Consider the following 17,208-nt stretch of genomic DNA (forward strand, 5'->3'; position numbering starts at 1 on the left):
GGTGACGCGGCACTGAGATAACGCAACAGCGAACACAGGGAGGAAAACCCGGTATGTCGTCCTTGAATGCCTTGATGGTGGCCATCGATGCCGCGTCGCGCAAGCGTGACGAGGCGCGCCAGGCGGTGCAGGAGCGTCAGCGCTCGCAGCAGGCGGCGCAGGCGCAGATGGACCAGCTGCAGCACTACGTGCAGGAAATGCAGGCACGCTGGGGCGTGCAGCAGAACCAGTCCGTGCAGCCCGAAGTCATGTTCCACCAATACCAGTTCATGGACCGCCTGCAGCACGCCATCGGCCTGCAGACACGGGTGCTGGCCGACCTGGCCATCCGCCTGGAGGCCGCGCAAAAGGCCTTGATGGCCTGCGAGCTGCGGGTCAGCAGCCTGCGCAAGGTGGTCGAGGTGCGCCGCCGCGACCTGGCGCTGGGCCAGATGCGCCGCGAGCAAAAGGAAACCGACGAACGTGCGGCCATCCAGTTTTTCCGCCGCAGCTTCGGGCTGACATTCCAGGAGGCTTGACGCATGTCCACCAACCAGATCGAACAGCGCGCCGACGCGCGCAGCGCCATGCAGCGCACCATGGAGGGCGTGCGTTCCGCGCGCGCGGCGCAGCCGCCGTCCAATGAGCAGGCCGCAGGCTTTTCCTCGCTGCTGGCCGCCATGGATGGCATTGGCGGACTGCCGGACCTGGGCCAGGTCCTCGGCGATGAGGGGGCCGGCGCACTGGCCAACCTCAAGGGAGCAATTCAGGGCAGCCTGAAGGATCCGGCTGACCTGTCCGGCCTGGCGCAGGGGCTGCTGCAGACGCAATTGCCGCTGCAGCCCCAGGCGGAGACGGCCGATATGGCCACTTCCGCGCAGGCCGATGCCATGCTGCTGGCCGCCAACGGCCAGGCGCCCTGGCTCAGCCTGGTCGGGCAGACCGCCCACCTCGATGGCAAGGGCGACCGCGACATGCTGCAGGGCGTGGCGGGCGACTGGTTGTCTGGCCGGGGCAGTGCCGCCATGCTGGCCTTGCGCCAGGAGCAGGGCGTGGTGGCGCATGCCGCCTTCATGGCGCCGCAACCTGCAGCGGGCGATGCCGCAGGCGCGGCGCTGGCCGCGAACGCCAACACGGCGGCGCTGGCTGGCGCAGTGGATGCCGCTGCAGCCGGCACGCCCGCCGATACCGCTGTGCGCCAGGGCGCCCAGGCACAGACACAGGCGGCCGATGTGCTGGCCGCCGTGCAGTCCGATACGGCGCTGACGGCCGCCGCAGCGCGCACGGCATCTGCAGCCCAGGCCACGCATGAGCACACACCCCAGGCGCTGGCGCCCAGCGTGCGGCAGGACGCGGCCCTGGCGTCGGGCATTGCGCTCAACGGCATGGCGGCGGTGCGGCCCGCGGAATGGCGCGGCCTGTTCGAGCGGGCCCGCGAAGGTGGCACCGGCTCCGCAGAGTCTGCCGCCAACGGATTGCATGGGGTTGCAGCCGCCGTGGGCGCGGCCCACGCCGGCCAGTCCCTGGGACAGCAGGCCGCCGGACACAATGGCGCAGCCTTGGCCCAGCCCGATGCCCAGGCACAGCCGGGCAACTCCACCGAGCGCGAGCAGCAGGTGTCCGAGCAGGTGGCCTTCTGGGTGCACAACAAGAGCCAGAACGCCTCGCTGTCTGTCGAGCATGAGGGCAAGGCCATCCAGGTGCAGGTCAGCCTGCAGGGCAACGAGGCCCATGTGCGCTTTGGCGCCAGCGAATCGCAGGCGCGCGAATGGCTGGGCAACGGTGCCGACCAGCTGCGCGAGCTGCTGCAGGCCCAGGGCCTGCAACTGGCCGGCGTCAGCGTGGACGCGGGTGGCCAGTCCGGCAATGGCGAGGCGGGGGGCCGCCAGGGCGCGGATGCCCAGGCGCGCCAGGGCCGCGTGAGCGCCATGGTCGATGCCGCCGGCGTCACGGGCGGCAATGGTGCCGCACAGGCTGGTGGCCGCGCGGCGGCAGGCGGGGTGGATCTGTTCGTCTGATTCTTCCTGCGCTTCTTGCGGGGCGGCGCATGCGCCGTTTTCCGGGTTTTCAGAACAGGCCGGGTGGCGACAAGCTGCCCGGCCTGTGGCGTTTGGGGGCCATCAAGCCAGCGAGAAACCGGGGTTTCATGCGCTTATTCAGGCCATGGCCCGAGGTCCAATCGCCGAATAATTCCTGCCATGGGCCTGCTGCGTCATGGCGCCGCGCATGATGCGCGAGCGCGTGGCGGTCCCGCTCACCCAGAGGAATTCCAGTGTCTGCCACACCCAATGCCGCCAACAATGCAGCTCCCGCCCCGGCCAAGGGCAAGAAGCTGATCGTGCTGATCGTCATCATCGCCGTCCTGGCCATAGGCGCGGCCGCTGCCTTCATCCTGCTGTCCAAGCGGCACAGCAATGCCGATGAGGAGGAGGGCGGCTCCAGCAAGGCGGCCGTCACGGTTCCCACCTTCCTGCCGCTGGACAGCCTGGTGGTCAATCTGTCCGACCCGGGCGGCGACCGCTTCGTGCAGATCGGCATCACGCTGGAGCTGGCCGACGAGAAGACGGCCACTACGGTCAAGCAGTACCTGCCCAGCATCCGCAACGGCATCCTGATGCTGGTGTCCCAGCGCACGGCCGAGGAGTTGCTGGAGCGCGACGGCAAGGAACGCCTGGCTGCCGACGTGCTCAACGAAGTGTCCGCACCGCTGGGCTACGGCAACCAGGCCAAGGCCAAGAAGCGCAGCCGCGACGAGGATGCAGAGGACGAAGATGGCGAGCGCCGCCGCTCCCCTGGCAAGAACCCCGTGCGCCGCGTGCTGTTCTCCAGCTTCATCATTCAGTAACCGGGGAGGCAAGGCGCCATGAGCGATTCGTTTCTCTCCCAGGAAGAAGTCGATGCCCTTTTGGAGGGCGTGACCGGCGAGAGCCAGAAATCCACGACCGAGGAGGTCGAGGCGGGCATCATCCGCCAGTACGACATCTCCAGCCAGGAGCGCATCGTGCGCGGGCGCATGCCGACGATGGAGATCGTCAACGAGCGCTTTGCCCGCAACTTCCGCATCGGCCTGTTCAACTTCATCCGCCGCAGCCCCGAGGTGTCGGTGGGCACGGTGTCGGTGCAGCGCTACAGCGCCTTCCTGCGCGAGCTGGTGGTGCCCACCAACTTCAACATCGTCGCCATCCGCCCGCTGCGCGGCAGCGGCCTGGTGGTCTGCGATCCCTCGCTGGTGTTCGGCGTCATCGACACGCTGTACGGCGGCACGGGCCGGCTGCAGACACGCATCGAAGGGCGGGATTTCTCGCACACCGAGCAGCGCGTGATCAACCGCCTGGTCAACGTGATCTGCGAGGAATACAAGAAGGCCTGGCACGGCATCTATCCGCTGGAGCTGGGCTACCAGCGCTCGGAGATGCAGCCGCAGTTCGCCAACATTGCCACCCCCAGCGAAATCGTCGTGTCCACGGCCTTCCAGCTGGAGATCGGTGACATCTCGGGCTCCATCCACATCTGCATGCCCTATGCGACGCTGGAGCCCATCCGTGATGTCCTGTACTCCTCCACGCAGGGCGACTCCATTGAAGTGGACCGCCGCTGGGTCAAGGTGCTCAAGCGCGAAATCCAGGCCGCCGAGGTGACCCTGGTGGCCGAACTGGCGCGCGCCGACGCCACGGTGGAGCAGCTGCTGGCCATGCGCCCCGGCGATTTCATCGAACTCGACCGCGAGCCGCTGATCCGCGCCTCCATCGGCGGCGTTCCGATTTTCGAGTGCCAGTACGGCACTCACAACGACAAGTATGCAATCCGTGTCGAGCACTGCCTGCGCGGTGCCGATGCTGGCTGGATGGGAGAAAACAATGGCAACTGAAGACACGCAAAAGCCCGCTGGCGACGATCCGTTCTCGGGATGGGCAGAGGCATTGGACGAGCAGCGCGAGCGCGACGCCAAGCTGGAGGCGGAACAGGGCGGCCCGCTGACGGGCGAGCCCGTGCGCCCCTACGCCGGTGGCGGCGACGTGCCGGTCAACGACATCAACATGGTGCTGGACATCCCGGTGCAGCTGTCGGTGGAACTGGGCCGCACCAAGGTGCCGATCAAGTACATCCTGCAGCTGGCCCAGGGCTCGGTGGTCGAACTCGACGCACTGGCCGGCGAGCCCATGGACGTGCTGGTCAACGGCTACCTGATCGCCCAGGGCGAGGTGGTGGTGGTCAACGACAAGTTCGGTATCCGCCTGACCGACGTGGTCACGCCGTCCGAGCGCCTGCGCCGGGTCAGCCGTGGCTGAGAGCGCCGGCATGGGCCCGCTGTGGCCGACCCTGCTCACGGTCGTGGCCCTGGTCACGGCCATGGCTGCTCTGCCCTGGCTGCTGCGCCGCTTTCAGCAGCGCACGGCTGCGCTGCGTGGCGCAGCCGGCCTGCAGTCGCGGGTGCTGGGCGCCGTGGGCGTGGGCCCGCAGCAGCGGGTGGTGACGGTAGAAGTGGGCGAGGGCGCGCAGACCGTGCGGCTGGTGCTGGGCGTCACGGCGCAAAGCATCCAGTGCCTGCATGTGCTGCAGGCCCCGGCCCCTGCTGATTTTTCGGCTGCGATGGCGCAAGCGCGCAGCCTGCCTGCGGACGGTGCGAATGTCTGAATATTCCTGCAAGCGCCCGGCGCGCACGCTGAGCCAGGCCGCCGGCGCCGCAGCGCTGGTGCTGTGCTGCGCCACGCCCCTGGCCTCCTGGGCGCAGGGCGCGCCCGCCAGCCTGCCGCTGGTCATCGGCCAGGGCAGCGGTGGCACCAGTTTTTCGGTGCCCATCCAGACCCTGCTGTTCTTCACGGCGCTGTCGTTCCTGCCGGCCATCCTTTTGATGATGACGGGCTTCACCCGCATCGTCATCGTGCTGTCGCTGATGCGCCAGGCGCTGGGCACGCAGTCGGCGCCGCCCAACCAGGTGATCATCGGCCTGTCGCTGTTCCTGACGCTGTTCGTCATGGGACCCACCCTGGACCGCGTGTACCAGGAGGCCTATGTGCCCTACACCACGAATGCCGCGACCTTCGAGCAGGCCATTGAAAAGGCCGAGGCGCCCATGCGCGACTTCATGCTCAAGCAGACGCGCCAGTCGGACTTTGCGCTGTTCGCGCGCCTGGCCAAGCTCGAAGCCGGCGTCACCGCAGAGACCGCGCCGCTGCGCGTGCTGGTGCCGGCCTTCGTGACCAGCGAGCTGAAGACGGCGTTCCAGATCGGCTTCATGATCTTCATCCCCTTCCTGGTCATCGACATGGTCGTGTCCTCGATCCTGATGTCGCTGGGCATGATGATGCTGTCGCCCGTGCTGGTGGCCCTGCCGTTCAAGCTCATGCTCTTCGTGCTGGCCGATGGCTGGAACCTTCTCATCGGATCGCTGGCGGCCAGCTTCGCCGTCTAGTCCCGTTTTATTGGAAATCCTTCCATGACCTCCCAATACGTGCTCACCTTCGGCCGCGAGGCACTGACCTTGCTGCTCATGATCTCCATGCCCGTGCTGGGCGTGGTGCTGGCCGTGGGCCTGGCCGTCAGTGTCTTCCAGGCGGTGACCCAGGTGCATGAGGCCACGCTGGCCTTCGTGCCCAAGCTCATCTCCGCCGTGCTGGTGTTTGCCATTGCCGGTCCGTGGATGCTGAGCACGCTGGTGGATTTCATCCGCCGCACCATAGAGACCATTCCGCAGGCGGTGGGCTGAGCCCTTCGCCGCGCGCAGGAAACGCCGCCGTGATCACCTTCAGCGAAGCCCAACTGGTGGCCTGGCTGTCGCCAGTTCTCTGGCCGTTTCTGCGCGTGCTGGCCATGTTTTCCGTGGCTCCCGTGTTCTCGCAGCGCGTCATTCCCATGCGGCTGAAGATCGGCCTGGCCTTCCTGGTCGCGTTGTGCGCGCAGCCCGTGCTGGGCGATCAGCCCGTGATCGGCATCAACTCGCCGCAGGCGCTGGGGACGCTGATACAGCAGGTCGGCGTGGGACTGGCCGTGGGCTTTGCCGTGCGCCTGGTGTTTGCCGCCGTGGAGGTGGCTGGCGAGGTGGTCGGCCTGCAGATGGGCCTGAACTTCGCCAGCTTCTTCGATCCCACGACCAATGCCCAGCTCAGCGCCGTGGCGCGCTTCATGGTCCAGATTTCCACGCTGCTGTTCATCGTCATCAACGGACACCTGCTGGTGCTGATGGCCGTGCTCAAGAGTTACGAGGCGTTTCCTGTGGACGGCAGCTTCCTGCAGGCCATCAACCAGATGCGGCTGCACGAGATGGGGGCGGCGGTCTTTGCCAGCGCCTTCTGGATCGCCCTGCCCATGGTCGCCATGCTGCTGTTCGTGAACCTGGTGCTGGGCATCATTTCGCGCGTGGCACCGCAGATGAACATCTATGCCGTGGGCTTCCCGGTCACGCTCACCGTGGGCCTGACGGGATTGATGGCCACGCTGCCGCTGCTCGAGCAGCCCCTGGTCGCCTTGCTGCAGCGCGGCATCGCGGTGTTTGGCACCTCAATGTAAGCAGTTGTGAAAAACAACAGATTTTCCGCTCTGCCGGCCGCAAAAGCCTCAGATCAGCTGGTTGTGGATGGCGTAGGCCGTGAGTTCGGCGTTGCTGCTCATCTGCAGTTTTTCCAGCACGCGCGCCCGGTAGACGCTGACGGTCTTGGGGCTGAGCATCAGCTCGGTGGCAATGTCGGTCAGCCGCTGCCCGGCCGCGATCTTGATCAGCGTCTGCAGCTCGCGCTCGGACAGGCTTTCATGCGGCACCTGGGGTGCGGGCTGGGCCAGGCTGTCGGCCAGCATCTGGGCCACTTCGGACGTCAGGTACTTGCGGCCCGTGGCCACCGTGCGCACGGCCTCGATCAGCAGCATCGGATCGCCCGCCTTGTTGGCATATCCCTGGGCGCCCGCCTTGAGGCAGCGCAGCGCGTACTGGTCCTCGGGGTACATGGAGACCATGAGCACCTTGATCAGCGGATGGGTCTCGCGCACGCTGGCCAGGGCCTCCAGGCCGCTGCGGCCGGGCATGTTGATGTCCAGCAGCAGCACGTCGCAGGCGGCGGTGCGCAGCTGCTCACGCAGCTCGGCATAGCTGCCTGCTTCTGCGGTGACGCTGATGTCCACTGCCTCGGCCAGGGTGTCGCGGATGCCCCGGCGCAGCACCGCATGGTCGTCGCACAGCACCACGTGGATCAAAGTCGGCCTCCTGGAAAAAGGGTCACGCCGCCATGGCGTTCAGCATTCATTGCCCGGGATATTAGGGCAAGCGCCGCCATCGTCCAGCGGAATGGAGACGATGACCGAGGTTCCGCGTCCGGCTTGACTGCTGACATCCAGCCAGCCCCGAACGGTGCGCGCGCGCTCGCCCAGACCGCGCAGGCCGAAGGATTCGGGCTTGTCACGGGCGCCGTCGGCCAGGCCCACGCCGTCGTCCGTCACCTCCAGCGTGAGAAAACCTTCGCGGTCGGAGAGATCGATGTCCACATGGCGCGCCTGGGCATATTTGCCGACGTTGGTCAGCGCCTCCTGGGCCGTGCGGTAGGCCACGACCTGGATGTCGGGCGCGATGTCCATGCTTTCGCGGCTGCTGCGCACACGGGTGGGCACGCCCGTGCGGCGCTCGAAATTCTCGGCCAGCCACTGGACGGCGGCCACCAGTCCCTGGTCCAGCACGGGCGGGCGCAGGTTCATCATGATGCGCTGGCTGGCGCCCAGCGCGTGCTCCAGCATCTCCAGCGCAGCCAGCGCATGCTCGCGCAGCCCGCCCTCGGGCGCATTGCGCGCGATCCAGGCCACGTCGAACTTCACCGAGGTCAGCGAGCCGCCGATGTCATCGTGGATCTCGCGGGCGATGCTGGCGCGCTCGCGCTCGGTGGAGGTCTGCAGGTGCTCGGTCAGGTCGGCCAGGCGCCGCTCGGACGCCGCCAGCTCGGCCGCCGCGCGCCGGCGTGCCAGGCGAGCCTCGTGCACTTCCAGCGCATGCGAGACCACATGGGGCAGGCGCGTGATGTGGTCCTTGAGCAGATAGTCGCTGATGCCCTCGCGCATCACATCCACGGCGGCCGACTCGCCGATGGCGCCGGACAGCAGCACGAAGGGCGGGTGCCCGGGCTGGCGGCGAACCAGCTCCCAGGCATCCAGCGCCGTGAAGCCGGGCAGGTGGTAGTCGGCCAGGATGAGGTCGAATGCCTGGTTGTGCAGCGCAGCTGCGGCATCATCGAGCGTGTCGACCACGACAATCTCGCAGACCAGCCCGCCGCGCAGCAAGCTCAGCCGCGCCAGCGCCTGGTCGGCGGCCGAATCCTCGATGTGCAGTATGCGCAAGGGCTTGTGCGGTGGTCTGGCATCCCCGGGGGCGCTATCATGAGATACATTTTGGAACATAAATGCAAATGGTCGTGTACACCAAGGGATGCGCGGCATTCCCGTGAACGATTGACAAGGGTTGGCCGTGCTGCAAGGCACGGCGCACGTTGGGCTGAAACGCTGGTGGTGGAGTAACAATGCAGTCAATGCACAAGCCTTCGGGCGAGCCTGCCGTCCCCATGCCCGTCATGGTGGCCGCAGACCTGCAGGATGCCTTGCTGGTGGCGATGCGCGATCTGCAGCGCCTGGAAGGCCTTCTCAATCACGCAACGCAGAACCTGCTGGACCGTTTCGACGAGACCCACGGCCAGCTGGCCGGCGAGGCGCTAGCCGCCTTGCCCCAGCTCGATGCCGCCCGGTCCACGTTGAGGCTGGCGGTGACCGAGTTGCAGTTTCACGACATGTCCTCCCAACTGATCGCCCATATTACGAAGATTTTGCAAGGCTGCGCGTTCCAGTTGGCCGCAGCCACCATGGGTGTGGACGAGGGAGAGGACGATTCCCTGGGCCTGCCGGCGATACCCGACCGGCCCAATCCCGTCACGCAAAGCGAGATGGATGCTGGCTCGGTCGAACTGTTCTGACCGCTGACCATGCACCCATCCACCTTTTATTGCCCGTCTGTTGGAGCTATACATGCGATCGATTCTGGCTGTTGATGATTCCCCCTCGATGCGAAAGATGGTGGCGTTCACCCTCGCAGGAGCGGGATTTCGCGTCGTGGAGGCCGTGGACGGCGTGGATGCGCTCGAAAAGGCCCAGCTCGAACAAGTCGATCTGGTGCTGGCCGACCAGAACATGCCGCGCCTCGATGGCATCGGCCTGACGCGCAAGCTGCGCGAAAACCCGAAGTTCCAGAACACGCCCATTCTCATTCTCACCACCGAATCCAGCGACCAGATGAAGCAGGCCGGACGCGCTGCGGGCGCCACGGGCTGGCTGGTCAAGCCCTTCGATCCGAACCGTTTGATCGAAGTCATTCAGAAAGTAATGCGTTGAGCCGATAAGTACGGGCAACAGGAAACAGCAGGACCAAAGATGGCGGATCTACACCAGGATGGGGCAGGAGCGGGCGCAGACTTCGACCTGAGCCAGTTCTATCAAATCTTCTTCGAAGAAGCGGCCGAGAACCTCGACCAGATGGAGCAGATGCTGCTGAATCTGGATCTGTCGGCGGCCAACGACGAGGAGCTCAACGGCATTTTCCGTTGCGCGCACTCGATCAAGGGCGGCGCGGCCACCTTCGGCTTTGCCGATGTGACCGAGCTGACGCACCGCATGGAGTCGCTGCTCGACCGGCTGCGCCGGCATGAGATCACACCGATTCCGGAAATGGTCGACGTGCTGCTGGAGTCGGCCGATGCCAGCCGCAGCCTGCTGGCACGCCACCAGGCCGGCAACGAGGGCGAGGCCCTGTCCACCACGGATCTGGTGGCGCGCATCGAGATGCTGGCAGAAGGCCGCAGTGCCGTGCCTGCAACAGCCGCCCCGGCCGCTGCACCGGCACCGGCGCCTGCTCCCGTGGCAGCGCCGGTCGAGGCGCCCGCGCCTGCCGCGCCCGTATCGGGCGGCGCCGTCGGAACGGCACCCGCCAGTGGCGGCCGTTCGCTGCACATCCTGATCGGTCCGCTGGAGCGTCTGGAGATGGCCGAGGCCATCAAGGAACTGTTCCGCGACATTCCCGGCCTGGGCCGCATCGAGGACCTGGCCTGCGATCAGCCGCAAAGCCGCCTCTTTGCCGTGCAGACCTCGTCCACCGACGACGACCTGCTCGATCTGTTCGCCTTCCACGTGGCCAAGGAGCAGGTTCGCATCACGGCAGCCGATGAGGCGGCCGGGGCCGCTCCTGCAACCGAAGCGGTGCAGGTGGCCGAAGCCCCCGTCGCCGAAGAGCATGCCGCGCACGATCCCGACGCCGCCCTGGCCTCGGTCGCCATTCCGCCCGCCGAAGAGGCCTACGGCTTCTTCAACGGTGCACCCGGCATGCCCCAGGCCGACGGCGCGCTGGCCATCCAGCCGGCCGGTGCCGCGGCCAAGCCTGCTGCCAAGACGGCTGCCCAGGCGCAGCAGGCGCAGATGGAGTCGACCAGCATCCGTGTGTCGGTGGCCAAGGTCGATCAGCTCATCAACCTGGTGGGCGAGCTGGTCATCACCCAGGCCATGCTGGCGCAAAACAGCCACGGGCTGGATGCATCGGCCTACCAGCAACTGCTGGCGGGCCTGGCCGATCTGGACCGCAATACGCGCGACCTGCAGGAATCGGTGATGTCCATCCGCATGATTCCCATGTCCACCGTGTTCAGCCGCTTCCCGCGCATGCTGCGCGACCTGGCCGGCAAGCTGGGCAAGAAGATCGACCTGATCACTCTGGGCGAAGCCACCGAACTGGACAAGGGCCTGGTCGAGAAGATCACCGACCCGCTGACCCATCTGGTGCGCAACAGCGTGGACCACGGCATCGAAATGCCCGAGGAGCGCCTGGCCGCTGGCAAGTCCGAGCATGGCACGCTGACGCTGGCAGCCTCCCATCAGGGCGGCTCCATCGTCATCGAGGTGCGCGACGACGGCCGCGGCATGAACCGCGAGAAGATTCTCAAGAAGGCCCGCGAGCGCGGCATGGATGTCTCGGACAGCATGCCCGATCAGGATGTCTGGCAGCTGATCTTCGCGCCGGGCTTCTCCACGGCCGATGTGGTGACCGACGTGTCCGGGCGCGGCGTGGGCATGGACGTGGTCAAGCGCAACATCGCGGCGCTGGGCGGCTCGGTGGAGATCGAGTCCAACCAGGGCAAGGGCATGCGCGTGGCCGTTCGCCTGCCGCTGACCCTGGCCATCATGGACGGCATGTCGGTGGGCGTCAGCGACGAGGTCTACATCCTGCCGCTGTCCTCGGTGGTCGAGTCCTTCCTGGTCAAGGAAGAGGACGTCAACACCGTGGCCAACGGCACGCAACTGGTCAAGGTGCGCGACGAGTACATGCCCGTGTTCGCGCTGGAAAAGACCTTCCGTGTGCCGCGCAGCGACACCAGCCAGTCCAGCAACATCATGGTGGTGGTCGAGTCCGACGGCAGCCGCGTGGCCCTGCTGGTCGACGAGCTGCTGGGCCAGCACCAGGTGGTGGTCAAGAACCTGGAATCGAACTATCGCAAGGTGCCCAACGTTTCGGGCGCCACCATCTTGGGCGATGGCACGGTGGCGCTGATTCTGGACACGGGTGCGCTGGTGCGCCGCGCGCGCCACTGAATGGGACAGGGATACCTGACGACAAACGACGGAGCCGCAGGCAGAGCCTGCGCGCCGCCAAAAACCATGGCTTTCGCCACCACGGCGCGGGCCCGACAGTTGAGGAGCTGAGCAATGAGCGTGATCGCTAAGACTGCAGGCGTCGCCACCGGCGCGCGCGAGTACCTGACCTTCCGCCTGGACCAGGAGGAATATGGCATCGACATTCTGAAGGTGCAGGAAATCCGCGGCTACGAGCCGCCCACGCGCATCGCCAATGCGCCGGAGTTCATCAAGGGCGTGGTGAATCTGCGCGGCACCATCGTGCCCATCGTGGACATGCGCCTGAAGTTCAACTGCTCCCAGGTCGAATACAACAGCTTCACCGTCGTCATCATCCTGAACCTGCGCAACCGCGTGGTGGGCATCGTGGTGGACTCGGTCAGCGACGTGATGGAGCTGGCTCCCGAAGCCGTGCGCCCCGCGCCGGACATCGAAAGCGCCATCGACAGCGGCTGCATCCTGGGCCTGGGTTCGGTGGGCGAGCGCATGCTCATCCTGCTGGACATCGAAAAGCTCATGAACAACGTGGACATGGGCCTGGTCGCTTCGGCCGACTGAGACCCGTTCTTGCACTGAGCGCCCTCATGCGATCCGGTTCTTCCAATGCGGCACTGGCCGCGCGCCCCGTCGCCGACGACGGGGCAGCCAACGGGCCCCTGGCCCAGGGGCGCGAATTCGAATGGTCGTCGCGGGACTTCGCCCGCGTGCAGGCGCTGATCTACCAGCGGGCCGGCATCAGCCTGCACGATGGCAAGCACGCCATGGTCTACAGCCGCCTGTCGCGGCGCCTGCGCGAGACGGGCTACGACAGCTTTGCCACCTACCTGGACTGGCTGGAGTCCCAGTCCGATGGCGTGGAGTGGCAGGAGTTCGTGAACGCGCTGACCACCAATCTCACCGCGTTCTTTCGAGAGCAGCACCATTTCGAGATCTTTGCCCAGCATCTGCGCAGCAAGCCGGCCGGCACGGCCTGGAAGGTCTGGTGCAACGCGGCCTCGACCGGAGAAGAGCCTTACTCCATCGTCATGACGGCCCTGGAAGTGCTGGGCGCCACGCCCAGCTTCCAGTTGCAGGCCAGCGACATCGACTCGCGTGTGCTGGACACGGCGTCGGCCGGTGTCTATCGCGCCGAAAGCATCAAGGGCATGAGCGCCGAGCGCCTGCACCGCTTCTTCCTGCGGGGCAAGGCCGGCAATGCGGGCCTGGTGCGCGTCAAGCCCGAGCTGCGCCGTCTGGTGGAGTTTCTCAACGTCAATCTGATCCGTGACGATTGGCCGTTCCGCGATCCCTTCGACGTGGTCTTCTGCCGCAACGTGATGATCTACTTCGATGCGGCCACGCAGCGCCGCGTGCTGGAGCGCATCCACCGCGTCATGAAGCCCGGGGGCCTGCTGTTCGTCGGACATGCCGAGAACTTCAGCGACTCGCGCGATCTGTTCACGCTCAAGGGGAAGACGGTCTATGAGCGCCGCTGACGCAGGTCCTGCCGCACACAAGGGGGTCATCCCATGATCGGAGACCGCTCCGCCTTCGCTCCGCCCCCGCCGCCTTCGGAGCGCCGCCGCACGCCGCGCATCAACAGCTATACCGCTGCGGACTACCCGGCGCCGGGCGACCCGGTGCCGCGCTCCTCGCTGGAGCAGCTCAAGCGCCAGCAGCGCTACCCCGGCGAGGCGTCGTTCTTCTACTACGACCCGCATTTCCAGCACAACGCCGTCAAGGTGCTGCCGGGCGAATACTTCGTCTCCAACGAGGACGTGATCCTGGTCACCGTGCTGGGCTCGTGCATCTCGGCCTGCATCTGGGACCGCACCATGCGCGTGGGCGGTATGAACCATTTCATGCTGCCCGACGGCGACTCCGCCGATGCGTCGGGCCGCTACGGCTCGTACGCCATGGAATTGCTGATCAACGAAATGCTCAAGCTCGGCGCACGGCGCGAGTCTTTGCAGGCCAAGATCTTCGGCGGCGGGCAGGTGATGCACAACTTCACCACCATGAACGTGGGCGAACGCAATACCGCCTTCGTCACGCAGTACCTGCAGACCGAACGCATCCCCATCGTCTCGGAGGATGTGCTGGACATCTACCCGCGCAAGGTGGTGTTCTTCCCCGCCAGCGGCAAGGCCATGGTCAAGCGCCTGGCACATGCCCATCCGGAGGAGCTGGTACAGCAGGAATTCACGCGCGGCAATGCAGCCGTCGTGGCACGCAATACGGCAGGCGGCTCGGTCGACCTGTTTTGAGGAAGGTTCAAAGGAATGGACAGGAAAATCAGGGTGATCGTGGTGGACGACTCTGCGCTGGTGCGCAGTCTGCTGTCCGAGATCATCAATCGCCAGCACGACATGGAATGCATCGGCTCGGCCAACGATCCGCTGATCGCACGCGAGATGATCCGCGAGATGAATCCCGACGTGATCACGCTCGATGTGGAAATGCCCCGCATGGATGGCATCGACTTCCTGGGCCGGCTCATGCGGCTGCGCCCCATGCCGGTGGTCATGATCTCCACGCTGACCGAGCGCGGCGCCGAGGTCACCATGCGCGCGCTGGAGCTGGGCGCCATCGACTTCGTGGCCAAGCCGCGCGTGGGCGTGTCCAACGGCCTGCAGGAGCTGGCCGCGCAGATCGTGGACAAGATCCGCGTTGCTGCCGTGGCCCAGGTCCGGCGCCTGCCGGTCGCTCCGCGCAGTGCGGCTCCCGCCACCGGCAGCGCGTTGGCGCCGGTCTCCGCCTCGGCGGGCATGAGCGCGCCGCGCCAGGCTGCACCGGCGTCGCTGCTGGGGCGGCTGTCCACGGAAAAGCTGATTGCCATCGGTGCCTCCACCGGCGGCACCGAGGCCATCCGTGAAGTGCTCACCCATCTGCCGGCCGACTGCCCGGCCATCGTCATCACCCAGCACATGCCGCCGGGCTTCACCACCAGCTTCGCGGCCCGGCTCAACAGCCTGTGCCAGATGACCGTGAAGGAAGCACAGCAGGGCGAGCGGCTGCTGCCCGGTCACGCCTACATCGCACCGGGCGGCAAGCATTTCTCCGTGCAGCGCAGCGGTGCCAACTATGTCGCCGTGGTGGATGACAGCCCCCCCGTGAATCGCCACAAGCCTTCGGTCGAGGTGCTTTTCAAGTCGGTGGCGGCCTGTGCGGGCCGCAACGCCTACGGCATCATGCTCACCGGCATGGGTGCCGATGGCGCGGTCGCAATGCGTGAAATGCGCGATGCGGGCAGCTACAACTTCGTGCAGGACGAAGCCAGCTGCATCGTCTTCGGCATGCCGCGCGAGGCCATCGCCCATGGTGCGGCCGACGAGGTGCTGCCCCTCAACCAGATCGCCTCCGCCTTGCTGGGCAAGCTGCGCATAGGTTCGGACCAGGTTCACCACCGCATTTGAGTGCAACGGCCGGTCCTGGCGGCACCCATGAAAAAAAGAGCGCCATGCGCTCTTTTTTTTTCGTCCGAAGAAAGCTCACTCCGACAGTGCGCTCCAGCGATCCAGCGCCTCCATCAGCTGCTCATCGATCTCGCCATCGCGCTGATGCAACTGAACGGCGCGGGAATTGTCGCTGGCATACAGCGAACCATCGGCCAAGGCTTCCCGAATGGACTTCTGCTCTGCCTCCAGCGCTGCAATGCTTTCGGGCAACTGATCGAGCTCACGCTGCTCCTTGTAGCTGAGCTTGCGCTTGGGCTTGCCGTCGCTGCGTGCCGCAACGGGCTTGGCCTCTTCCTTGGATGGCTTGGGCTGCGCGGCCTCGGCCAGATCGCGGCTGCGGCGGGACTGGTCCAGCCAGTCCTGCACGCCGCCTTCATATTCGCGCCATTGGCCCGGGCCTTCCCAGGCGATGGTGCTGGTGACCACGTTGTCCAGGAAACTGCGGTCATGGCTGACCAGAAAAACGGTGCCGTCGTAGTTCTGAAGCAGGTCTTCCAGCATTTCCAGCGTCTCGATATCGAGATCGTTGGTCGGCTCGTCCAGCACCAGCACATTCGCGGGCCGGGCAAACAGCCGGGCCAGCAGCAGGCGGTTGCGCTCCCCGCCAGACAGCGAGCGAACGGGGGAATGGGCGCGCGCCGGAGAGAACAGGAAATCCGACAGATAGCTCTTCACGTGCTTTTTCTGGCTGCCGATCTCGATCCACTCGCTGCCGGGGCTGATGAAGTCCTCCAGCGTGGCATCCATGTCGATCTGGTGACGCATCTGGTCGAAGTACGCCACCTGCAGATTCGCCCCCAGCCGCACCTGGCCGCTGTCAGGTGCCAGTTCGCCCAGAATCATCTTGAGCAGCGTCGTCTTGCCTGCGCCGTTGGGTCCGATCAGGCCCACCTTGTCTCCGCGCAAAATGGTGGCGGTGAAGTGGGAGACGATGTTCTTGTCGCCAAAGGACTTGGCCACATCCGTCAGCTCGGCCACGATCTTGCCCTGGTAGCCGTCGCCTCGGCCCGACGCAATGTCCATCTTCACGCCTCCCAGCACCTCGCGGCGGGCAGCGCGGTTGGCCCGCAACTGCTCAAGCCGGCCGATGCGGCTCTGGCTGCGCGTGCGGCGGGCTTCCACGCCCTTGCGGATCCAGAACTCTTCCTGGGCCAGCAGCTTGTCGGCCTTGGCATTGATCACGGCCTCCTGGGCCAGCTGATCCTCCTTGGTCTGCTGGTACTGGACGAAATTGCCGGGATACGAGCGCAGCGTTCCACGATCCAGCTCCACGATGCGCGTGGAAACCCGGTCCAGGAAGGATCGATCGTGCGTAATGGTCACCACGCTGCCCTTGAAGTTCAGCAGCAACTCTTCCAGCCACTCGATGGCGTCAAGATCCAGGTGGTTGGTCGGCTCATCCAGCAGCAGTACATCAGGTCTCGCCACCAGGGCCTGGGCCAGTGCCACGCGCTTCTTCATCCCGCCGGACAGGGTGCCCACCACGGCTTCGGGATCCAGGTGCAGCCGCTGCAGAGTCTCCTCCACGCGCTGCTCCCAGTTCCAGGCGTCATAGGCCTCGATCTGGGACTGCAGCGCATCGAGATCCTCGCCCTCGGCGCCAGCCAGGTAGCGGTCGCGCACGGCAATCACCTCGGCTATGCCGGCGGATGCCGACTCGAAGATTGTCTGCTCGGGCACAAGCACCGGCTCCTGCGCCACATAAGTAATGCGGATACCGGACTGTGTCTGGACCTGCCCGTCGTCTGCCTTGGCCAGCCCGCCAAGAATCTTCAACAAAGAGGACTTCCCTGCGCCGTTGCGACCGATCAGGCCCACACGCTCGCCGCTCTCCAGGGAAAACTGGGCGTGGTCGAGAAGCGCCACATGCCCGAACGCCAGTTGGGCGTCTAACAAAGTAATCAATGCCATCGTGCGCGCATTATCTATGCGGGCCCGATTCCTGGTGCAGGCAGCAAGGCCTCCGCGCCCGGAGCCTGCCCGCAGGGCAGGCTCCGGGCGGGTTTCAGAGGGCGGGGCGGTGGCTTCTTCACTGGTCTGCAAGGAAGTTCACGAATTTCACGCCATCGGTAAAAACCCATGCTATAGTTCTATCCCTCGTCGCCACACTGCCTTGCAGACAGCGATGAGTCAGAAAAGTCTTGTAGACAGC

The 17,208-nt window shown here is 65.9% G+C and carries 19 protein-coding genes; 16 read left to right on the forward strand and 3 right to left on the reverse strand.

The window, feature by feature from the left end; genetic code table 11:
• Window positions 1-53 precede the first annotated feature (53 nt).
• The 9 genes from fliJ (at window position 54) to fliR (ending at window position 6,486) form a co-directional block, all read left to right on the forward strand.
• Window positions 54-518, forward strand: a complete 465-nt coding sequence (fliJ, locus tag ACN20X_RS03000) for a flagellar export protein FliJ (protein WP_016449322.1) — start codon at window positions 54-56, stop codon at window positions 516-518.
• Between the two features lie 3 nt (window positions 519-521).
• Window positions 522-1,997 (forward strand): flagellar hook-length control protein FliK, encoded by a 1,476-nt coding sequence (locus tag ACN20X_RS03005; RefSeq protein WP_473210270.1) that lies wholly within the window; start codon window positions 522-524, stop codon window positions 1,995-1,997.
• A gap of 254 nt (window positions 1,998-2,251) precedes the next feature.
• On the forward strand, window positions 2,252-2,824 hold the full coding sequence (locus ACN20X_RS03010) for a flagellar basal body-associated FliL family protein (RefSeq protein ID WP_016449324.1): 573 nt from the start codon (window positions 2,252-2,254) through the stop codon (window positions 2,822-2,824).
• A gap of 18 nt (window positions 2,825-2,842) precedes the next feature.
• Window positions 2,843-3,847: a flagellar motor switch protein FliM gene (gene fliM, locus ACN20X_RS03015; protein WP_016449325.1), complete on the forward strand. Its 1,005-nt coding sequence runs from the start codon at window positions 2,843-2,845 to the stop codon at window positions 3,845-3,847.
• Window positions 3,837-4,268 (forward strand): flagellar motor switch protein FliN, encoded by a 432-nt coding sequence (gene fliN / locus ACN20X_RS03020; protein WP_016449326.1) that lies wholly within the window; start codon window positions 3,837-3,839, stop codon window positions 4,266-4,268. Before fliM ends, fliN begins: the two co-directional genes overlap by 11 nt.
• Before the next feature lie 10 nt (window positions 4,269-4,278).
• Window positions 4,279-4,614, forward strand: coding sequence for a FliO/MopB family protein (locus tag ACN20X_RS03025; RefSeq protein ID WP_012202579.1), 336 nt, complete (start codon window positions 4,279-4,281; stop codon window positions 4,612-4,614).
• Window positions 4,607-5,392 carry a flagellar type III secretion system pore protein FliP gene (gene fliP, locus ACN20X_RS03030; protein ID WP_046238927.1) on the forward strand — a complete coding sequence of 262 codons (786 nt, stop codon included), beginning with the start codon at window positions 4,607-4,609 and terminating at the stop codon, window positions 5,390-5,392. The genes ACN20X_RS03025 and fliP overlap by 8 nt, the downstream gene beginning before the upstream one ends.
• 24 nt (window positions 5,393-5,416) lie before the next feature.
• Complete coding sequence (fliQ, locus tag ACN20X_RS03035; protein ID WP_012202581.1) at window positions 5,417-5,686, forward strand: flagellar biosynthesis protein FliQ; 270 nt, start codon at window positions 5,417-5,419, stop codon at window positions 5,684-5,686.
• A gap of 29 nt (window positions 5,687-5,715) precedes the next feature.
• Window positions 5,716-6,486: a flagellar biosynthetic protein FliR gene (gene fliR / locus ACN20X_RS03040; RefSeq protein ID WP_133073062.1), complete on the forward strand. Its 771-nt coding sequence runs from the start codon at window positions 5,716-5,718 to the stop codon at window positions 6,484-6,486.
• Window positions 6,487-6,534: 48 nt separating this feature from the next.
• On the opposite strand, the gene ACN20X_RS03045 is transcribed toward fliR, so the two are convergent.
• Complete coding sequence (locus ACN20X_RS03045) at window positions 6,535-7,164, reverse strand: response regulator (protein WP_016449328.1); 630 nt, start codon at window positions 7,162-7,164, stop codon at window positions 6,535-6,537.
• Between the two features lie 39 nt (window positions 7,165-7,203).
• Window positions 7,204-8,352, reverse strand: coding sequence for a hybrid sensor histidine kinase/response regulator (locus ACN20X_RS03050; RefSeq protein WP_016449329.1), 1,149 nt, complete (start codon window positions 8,350-8,352; stop codon window positions 7,204-7,206).
• A 119-nt stretch (window positions 8,353-8,471) separates the two neighbouring features.
• Here ACN20X_RS03050 and ACN20X_RS03055 point away from each other — a divergent pair, with 119 nt between their 5' ends.
• The 7 genes from ACN20X_RS03055 to ACN20X_RS03085 all read left to right on the forward strand — a co-directional run bounded on the left by ACN20X_RS03055 (window position 8,472) and on the right by ACN20X_RS03085 (window position 15,014).
• On the forward strand, window positions 8,472-8,918 hold the full coding sequence (locus ACN20X_RS03055) for a hypothetical protein (protein ID WP_016449330.1): 447 nt from the start codon (window positions 8,472-8,474) through the stop codon (window positions 8,916-8,918).
• 52 nt (window positions 8,919-8,970) lie between these two features.
• Entirely contained in the window at window positions 8,971-9,333 is a 363-nt protein-coding gene (locus ACN20X_RS03060; protein ID WP_016449331.1) for a response regulator, read from the forward strand.
• Between the two features lie 39 nt (window positions 9,334-9,372).
• Window positions 9,373-11,577 (forward strand): chemotaxis protein CheW, encoded by a 2,205-nt coding sequence (locus ACN20X_RS03065; protein WP_047327038.1) that lies wholly within the window; start codon window positions 9,373-9,375, stop codon window positions 11,575-11,577.
• Between the two features lie 114 nt (window positions 11,578-11,691).
• On the forward strand, window positions 11,692-12,177 hold the full coding sequence (locus ACN20X_RS03070; RefSeq protein ID WP_016449333.1) for a chemotaxis protein CheW: 486 nt from the start codon (window positions 11,692-11,694) through the stop codon (window positions 12,175-12,177).
• A 26-nt stretch (window positions 12,178-12,203) separates the two neighbouring features.
• On the forward strand, window positions 12,204-13,094 hold the full coding sequence (locus tag ACN20X_RS03075) for a CheR family methyltransferase (protein ID WP_016449334.1): 891 nt from the start codon (window positions 12,204-12,206) through the stop codon (window positions 13,092-13,094).
• Window positions 13,095-13,127: 33 nt separating this feature from the next.
• Window positions 13,128-13,865 carry a chemoreceptor glutamine deamidase CheD gene (gene cheD / locus ACN20X_RS03080; RefSeq protein ID WP_016449335.1) on the forward strand — a complete coding sequence of 246 codons (738 nt, stop codon included), beginning with the start codon at window positions 13,128-13,130 and terminating at the stop codon, window positions 13,863-13,865.
• 15 nt (window positions 13,866-13,880) lie between these two features.
• Window positions 13,881-15,014, forward strand: a complete 1,134-nt coding sequence (locus tag ACN20X_RS03085; RefSeq protein WP_017407827.1) for a protein-glutamate methylesterase/protein-glutamine glutaminase — start codon at window positions 13,881-13,883, stop codon at window positions 15,012-15,014.
• Between the two features lie 75 nt (window positions 15,015-15,089).
• Here ACN20X_RS03085 and ACN20X_RS03090 read toward each other — a convergent pair whose 3' ends face one another.
• Entirely contained in the window at window positions 15,090-16,967 is a 1,878-nt protein-coding gene (locus ACN20X_RS03090) for an ATP-binding cassette domain-containing protein (RefSeq protein WP_473210271.1), read from the reverse strand.
• Between the last annotated feature and the right edge of the window lie 241 nt (window positions 16,968-17,208).

This window comes from Delftia sp. PX-1 (assembly GCF_055797465.1).